The organism is Ligilactobacillus murinus DSM 20452 = NBRC 14221, assembly GCF_001591685.1.
Lineage (GTDB): Bacteria > Bacillota > Bacilli > Lactobacillales > Lactobacillaceae > Ligilactobacillus > Ligilactobacillus murinus.
Genome location: NZ_BCVJ01000001.1, coordinates 174,020 through 181,200, shown reverse-complemented (window position 1 = coordinate 181,200; position 7,181 = coordinate 174,020). Strand labels below are relative to the sequence as shown.

7 protein-coding genes are annotated in these 7,181 nt (G+C 39.4%); 4 read left to right on the top strand and 3 right to left on the bottom strand.

Going from position 1 to position 7,181, the window contains the following annotated elements:
- Positions 1-54: 54 nt before the first annotated feature.
- Positions 55-1,668, bottom strand: coding sequence for an APC family permease (locus LMU01S_RS00875; RefSeq protein WP_056959332.1), 1,614 nt, complete (start codon positions 1,666-1,668; stop codon positions 55-57).
- A 178-nt stretch (positions 1,669-1,846) separates the two neighbouring features.
- Between LMU01S_RS00875 and LMU01S_RS00870 the strand changes: the two genes are divergently transcribed.
- From LMU01S_RS00870 to LMU01S_RS00855, 4 genes are all read left to right on the top strand, one after another.
- Positions 1,847-2,686 carry a phosphotransferase gene (locus LMU01S_RS00870; RefSeq protein WP_056959333.1) on the top strand — a complete coding sequence of 280 codons (840 nt, stop codon included), beginning with the start codon at positions 1,847-1,849 and terminating at the stop codon, positions 2,684-2,686.
- Positions 2,687-2,855: 169 nt separating this feature from the next.
- Positions 2,856-4,004 carry a D-alanine--D-alanine ligase family protein gene (locus tag LMU01S_RS00865; protein WP_056959334.1) on the top strand — a complete coding sequence of 383 codons (1,149 nt, stop codon included), beginning with the start codon at positions 2,856-2,858 and terminating at the stop codon, positions 4,002-4,004.
- A gap of 61 nt (positions 4,005-4,065) precedes the next feature.
- On the top strand, positions 4,066-5,568 hold the full coding sequence (locus LMU01S_RS00860) for a glycerophosphodiester phosphodiesterase (RefSeq protein WP_056959335.1): 1,503 nt from the start codon (positions 4,066-4,068) through the stop codon (positions 5,566-5,568).
- The gene (locus LMU01S_RS00855; protein WP_056959336.1) at positions 5,568-6,113 is read left to right on the top strand and encodes a DNA-3-methyladenine glycosylase I; all 546 of its coding nucleotides are present in this window, start codon (positions 5,568-5,570) and stop codon (positions 6,111-6,113) included. The genes LMU01S_RS00860 and LMU01S_RS00855 overlap by 1 nt, the downstream gene beginning before the upstream one ends.
- 49 nt (positions 6,114-6,162) lie before the next feature.
- Here LMU01S_RS00855 and LMU01S_RS00850 read toward each other — a convergent pair whose 3' ends face one another.
- On the bottom strand, positions 6,163-6,651 hold the full coding sequence (locus LMU01S_RS00850) for a universal stress protein (protein WP_056959337.1): 489 nt from the start codon (positions 6,649-6,651) through the stop codon (positions 6,163-6,165).
- A gap of 69 nt (positions 6,652-6,720) precedes the next feature.
- Positions 6,721-7,011 (bottom strand): hypothetical protein, encoded by a 291-nt coding sequence (locus LMU01S_RS00845; protein WP_225354575.1) that lies wholly within the window; start codon positions 7,009-7,011, stop codon positions 6,721-6,723.
- Positions 7,012-7,181: the final 170 nt, after the last annotated feature.

The window sequence follows — 7,181 nt, the reverse complement described above, 5'->3', positions numbered from 1 at the left end:
TCAGATTCCTTTGTCCAACTTAGGGGGTTCACTTCATGTAAAGTTCCTTCTTTTTTAGTTTTGACTAGGTTTTTTATGTGCGATCAAGACAAGTAAAATAAGTGCGATCACGACTTCAATGATGATATAAACTAGCCGTAAAGCGATCTTTGTGCCGCCAAGCCAAACATCAAAGACGACGGAGAAGACAACGAGTGCGATCATTAGATACCATTGGGACCGATCAAAAGCAGTCCCATATTTGAGTTCGCGTCGTCTGATCGAAGGTAACAAAGCACCAAGTCCGATCAAGACCACGATCGAGACGATATTGATGACTAGTTCGTACCACCATGTATGACTAAACTGTTCCACGTCTTGTGGAGCGACCCCAAGTAGGGTAGCCAATGCCGTAACGAGTAACAATAAAAGTCCAACCAAATAGGCTAATTTATCATTTTTGATAAAGACATATTGAGAGGGATATTTGCTGGAGTTTTTGCGGATCCGCATGAAAGCATAGAAGATCCAGCAAGTTACCCCAGGAGAGATGATCCCGTTTAAGTTCAAAAGCCAGTTGAAGACATCGTTCATCTCAGGTAAAAATACCCCTAAAAACATAATGAAGGCACATAAAGTACAGGTCAAAATGTAACCGTTGATCGGAAGCCCATCTTTAGTCGTCTTACGCAAGAATTCAGGCATGTATTTATCACCGGTATCTGAGATCAACATCCGTGTCATCGCATCTAATAAGACCGCTAGCAAAGCACACATGTAGACGACCGAAGTCCAAGCGTAGACATACATGAAGATATCACCTAGACCAAATTGTTCGCCCAAAGCTCTAAAAGCATAGTAGGAGCCGTTCATTTTAAGGTCATTTGGTAAGTGATAAGCGTTAAAGTAGATCCCCAAGGCAAAAGAACCAAAGATCGTTAGAAAGGCTGTCATAACAGCTAAGGCGATCATCGCTTTAGGGAATTCACGCTGTGGTTTACGCATTTGGGTCACATATGGTGCGATCAATTCGCTCCCGTTAACAGCGTAGATCAACATCCCAACAGTCGTCCAATATTTCAGATCAAAATTAGGAATGATCGTATGTATATTCATCGGTTGAGTTGCCATGTGACCACCATTTTTAGCTAAGCCAACAAAGGCTAATACAACAAAGAGGATCGTCATGACAAACATCATACCGCCACCGATGACGCTTAGAAATTCCATGGAGTTAGCTAAGCGCCGTTGAATAATGATAAAGATAATGAAAATAATAAAAGTCCAAAGAGTAAATTCTGCATTTGACATGGTGTCTTGGAATTTGCCTGAACCAGTAAATGCCCAACCAAAGCCAACAACGACTGAGTTAGCTGAGTCAACGACATAAGGTACTGAAGCAGCCCAATAAGTCCAAGCCGTAAAATAACCAAGAAATTCACCATTAGTTCCGCGGATCCAAGAGCTAAGCCCGCCACCTTCTTTATTGAAGACCGAGCCGAGTTGTCCGACCATTAGAGAATAGGGAATAACATACAAAAAAAGCATCAAGATCCAAGATGTGATAACTGTCATACCTTGGTTTTTAAAGTTATACATAATATCATCAAAGCCGATGACGGTCACAAAAGCCATCAATGTCAAGATCGGCCAACTGATATATTTTCCGTGTGTCTGTGTGTTGTCCATGAAAATAAACCTTCCTTTTTAGATAAAATAATCGTACTCACAAAGGATATCTTAATCAAGGATAAGTTGCAAGACTGAATCTGATATAGGATGTAAATAGTCTTTGGTAGATCGTGGACGTACCCAAAATGAGTAAGTATAATAGACGATAGTAAATGGGAAAAGGGATGCGAGATTAATGTTGATCGATTTTTTAAATGAATACTATCAAGCCGATCTGGAAACGATCCATGATGTAGCGGGAAACATGCATTTGACAGGTCACAGTGAGCGTTTTTTGTGTGATCTATTCGTTAAGATCTTCAAGGATAAAGCCAAGTTTTATGCAGAGCAACATGTAAACCAAGTCTATTGTCCAGATATTTATCTTGATAATGTGATCTATGAGGATAATTATGTTATCGTCTTGAAAGATCGAGTGATGAATGACGTTGAAAAAGAAGATCTAACGCCGACTAAAGTTTATCAATTTGGTGAGAAATTAGCTTTATTTCATGCTAGCTTAACAGGAGAAGTGGCCGTGCCTAATGATAAACGTGCGCTGTCACAACGTTTGGAAGAACAAGTGGCTAAATTTACTGGCACGGCATATGAAACTGAAGTAAATGAGGTCTTTTCACGCTTAGAAGAAGACCTTGCTCCAGCTGACACAGACTATGAGCTATTACCCAAAGTCGTCTTGCACGGTGATTTTAGTATCCGTAACTTGATGCTTTATGGTGAGCATGAAGTTTTGATCGATTTTGAACGGGCACATATGGGAGTAGCTTACGAGGATCTGATAAAGTTTTTCTTCAATGAAGTAAACGAGCTTGATCTACGAAATGAATTTATCGCAGGCTATCGTAGCCAAAAAGAACTTGAGATCCCTAATTATAGTTTGCAACGTTGCCTTTTGTTCTTATGTGCTTTAGATATTTTGGAATTTCATTTGACTCATGAGAAGCAAAAATTTGGTCAAATGGCCCATGAAATGTTTGAAACCATCAAACAGGGGACTGCTGTTCTTGAATTGTGAGCATATTTTACGTACTGGGTTATTTTTTGCTTAAATACATGACAAGAAAAGGCTTTTCGTGGTATCATTTTCTTAGTTATTGGAGACAAAAAGACCGCTGTTAAGGCTGATTTGTGGACAATAAAAAGCCGTATAATAATATTATATATAAGAGGATGGATATACCATTATGGCAGATAAAAAATTGCACATTGCATTGCTTTTTGGCGGAAACTCATCTGAACACGATGTTTCAAAGCGTTCCGCACACACAGTTTACGACGCATTAGATAAGGACAAATATGAAGTTTCAGTCTTCATGTTCACTAAGGACGGTTTCTTACTTGGCAACGAAGATTCAATGAAGATCTTTAATGGTGCTGTGGAAGATGAAGTGGTTGCCGAAGCGATCAAAGATGTTGATTTTTCCAACCCATTAGCTAACTTACAAAATCTTTCAGAAGTTAAAGATGTTGATCTTTTCTACCCAGTTATTCACGGTAACATGGGTGAAGACGGTACTGTTCAAGGCTTGTTCCGTTTATTGAACAAACCTTATATCGGTAGTGGGATCGCTTCTTCAGGTGTTTCCTTTGATAAGGATCTAACAAAGCAACTCTTGACTTTACATGGGATCCGCAATACTAAATATGTAGTGGTCACACCTGAAACACGCGCGGATCATCCATATGAAAAATGTGCTGCCAAATTAGGTGAAACATTATTCATCAAACCAGCACGCCAAGGTTCTTCTGTTGGGATCCACAAAGTTGCTAACAAAGAAGAATTTGAAGCAGCTTTAGATGATGCTTTCCGTTATGACTACAAGGTCTTGATCGAAGAAACGATCAATAGCCCACGTGAAGTTGAATGTTCCGTATTGGGTAACCGTGAAGCTAAAGCATCTAAATTAGGTGCAGTTGTAGTTCCTGAAGGCGATGACTTCTACGATTACAACAACAAATTTGTGGATGCTTCCGGCGTGGTCTTTGAAATCCCAGTTGAATTACCAGAAGATCTAACAAAAGAGATCCAACAAATGTCCTTAAATGCTTTCCGCGTATTAGACAACCGTGGTATGGCTCGGATGGACTTCTTAGTTGATGAAAACAATGTTCCTTACTTTGGTGAAGTTAACACCTTGCCAGGTTTCACAAATATTTCATTGTATCCACAACTTTGGGCTGTCTCTGGTATCAACTACAAGGCCTTGATCGATGAGTTGATCCGTTTAGCGATCGCTGAATTTGATGACAATGCTAAGTTGCACTATGACTTCCAAGAATTAGGTTCTGAAAAACTTGGTACAGGTCTTTTAACAGACGAAGATAAGAAATAATCATTATATTTGACAAGGGGATGCGGTTTTACCGTGTCCTTTTTTGGTGGGGGGAGAAATTTTGAAAAAATTGGATCAAAACTTAGTGATCCTAGGTTGTATTATTGTATTTTTGAACAGTTTAATGTTGCGCTGGCCGATCTATAGTCTTTTGAGTCTGATACTCTTACCGCTTTTAGCGCCGACTTTGACAAAACAAACCGGCAAGAATTACTTTGCCAAATTATTTTATATCGTTATTTTGTTATTTTTATGGTTGCCATTTAGTGCGCTAAGTTTTAGTTTGGAACGCTTGAATCAAGTAGCCCTTTCCCTTTCACTCAGTGCTTGGATCTTTACTTACCGCCAGCTCATATTGGGGATCGGATCGATGCTTTTTTTAGTGCTTTATTATCTAGCTTTACGTTCATTTTTGGGGATCGTCCCGTACTTTACGACATCGGCTTCATTTAAGGAAACACTCAAGCAAAGTTTTTCCAAAACCAAGCACCATATTTGGCATTATGCTAAATATATTATATTAGGCGGGATAAGTCTTCTACTCGTTGATCTATTAGGTCTATGGGCGACAACTCTAGTAACGACTCCAAGAGTAGCTGTCATCTATGCGGTCAGTTTTTGGACGTTAAAGCAAGTCTTAGTATTAAGCCTAGTCTTTTGGAGCGTAAAAAGCGAGTTGCCCAAGAGAGTAGCTGTGGTTTTACCAGCTAAATGGAAAAAGTGGGGTGCAGGAGTTTTGGTGCTCTTAGCATTGGGGTTCCAGGTAAATTTGGCACATAAGGCTTTAAATGTTGATCCAGGTACGTTACCACTCGTGATCTCACACCGCGGAGTTGATGGCAAAAATGGTGTTCAAAATACATTGCCTGCACTAAATAAGACAAAACACGCTGCCAAACCAGCCTATGTTGAATTAGATATCCAAGAGACTGCTGATCGCCGCTTTGTGGTGAGCCATGATGAAAATCTCCGTAAATTAGCACATAAGAACTTAGTGATCGCTGATAATGCTTTGGAACAACTGACCCAAGTCAAGCTTAAAGAAAATGGTCATGTAGCTTATGTGGCCAGTTTTGACAGCTATTTGAAGCAAGCTCAAAAACTAAAGCAGCCACTTTTAGTAGAATTAAAGGTCAACCAAGGAACTGGGGAAAAATTTAGTGCGTATTTTTGTGAATTGTATGGGAAAAAGTTAGCTAAAAAAGATGCTGTTCATTCGATGGACCTAGCTGCGATCAATGAATTAAAACAGCGTGTTCCTAAAATACAGGCGGGTTATATTTTGCCGTTCAATCTCTTTAGTTTGGCAGAAAATAAGGCTGATTTTTATTCACTTGAATATAAGACAGCGACTAAAAACTTTATCAAAACAGCACATGCTAACAGCAAAAAGGTCTATCTTTGGACGGTCAACTCGCCCCAACAAGCTTTGATGGCTTGGGTCTTAGGGGCTGACGGTGTAATCACCGATGAGCCAAGTAAGATCGAAAAAAGTTTAGCTGATCACAGTTCAAAAACATATTTGAAAGCCAATTTAAAATTATATCTAAAGGGGATGATCTAATGCCACGATGTGATTGGGCGGATAGCGATCCCAAAATGCAAGCTTATCATGATAAAGAGTGGGGCCACCCCGAACATGATGAGCAGAAACTGTTTGAATTGATGAGTTTAGAACTGATGCAAGCTGGCCTGAGTTGGCAAACTGTTTTGAACAAGCGGCCAGCTTTGCGCGAAGTCTTTTATGATTTTGATATCCAAAAGGTCAGTCAGATGGATCAAACTGATGTCATACGCTTAATGCAAGATAAACGCATCATTTGTAATCGTTTGAAAATAGAAGCAATCATCAATAATGCTAAAGTTGTCTGTCAACTAAAACAAGCAGGCTTAAGCTTAGATGAATTATTGTGGCAGACAGTTGACTATAAGCCGTGTATCAATCGCTTTACCAAACCAGAGCAAGTTCCCGCTAAGACGCAAACGTCACTTGAGTTAGCTAAAAAATTAAAAAAGCAGGGCTTTAAATTTTTAGGACCAACGATAGTTTATTCGCTGATGCAAGCGGCGGGGCTGGTCAATGATCATTTAGTCGGTTGCCAAGCATAAAGAAAAAAGCTTCGTTGTCCCATATTTTTGGGATAACGAAGCTTAATTATTATTTTTTTTTGCCTTTTTTGTTAAGAGCAGGTTTGTTTTCTAAGTCTGTTCTGACTACTAAAACATCACAATCAGCTGTGCGGGTCACGTATTCAGTTACCGAACCGATCAAGAGACGTTCAACGGCATTCAAACCAGTTGCCCCGATCATGATGAGATCGATATTTTTTTCTTCAGGAAGATCCTTAGCAATAACTGCCTTTGGAGCACCATACTCTACTGAATAAGAAATGTTCTTAAGACCTTGTTCTTTAGCTTGATTTGCGTAACCGTCCATTGTCTTCTTCGCAGTTTCAGTCACTTGTTCGACCATTGCCGTATCGAAACTGGAGATGTTTTGGAATGCACGGGTATCAACTACATGGACCAAATATAAATTAGTATCATCACCGTTACGCTTAGCGACTGCAACAGCTTTCTTGAACGCTAATTCGGATTCATGCGAGCCATCGACCGGCACAAGAATGTTTTTATATCTTTGTAACATCAGGATCACCCTTTCTTCTTTATCAATTTTATTTTACTTTATTTGTTTGAAAAATGAAAGCAAGAACAACTACGGCATGCGTAAGTACGTTGGCATTAAGATCGACATGATAAAGACTAAGATCGCATCTAAAATGAGCATTGTGATCTGAAAAATAAGGATGCCAAAGAAAGCAGCAATGATCGTTAAACCACCTAAGATCGTTAAGATATATGCCCATAATGTCATGGCTTTTTTTAGGGCAGGATCATCTTTTGGAGAAAAGACACCAAAGAGCGTTTTAGTGCGGTGGGTGAAGAGATAAAAGCCCATATAAAGTAAGATCAAGCCTAAAATGATCGTTAGACCTAAAGTTAGCATTTCTTTCACGTGACAAAAATTCCTTTCTCTAAATAAAGCTAGCGGTCAAGATAAGATCCCGACCGCTAGCCAAAGCTTTTAACTTTAGAATATCCGATAATGCCGTTAATCATCCTTGTAGTTGAACCCGCGTGTAAGCAGGAAAATGTATCCCTAGTCTAACTTTTGAC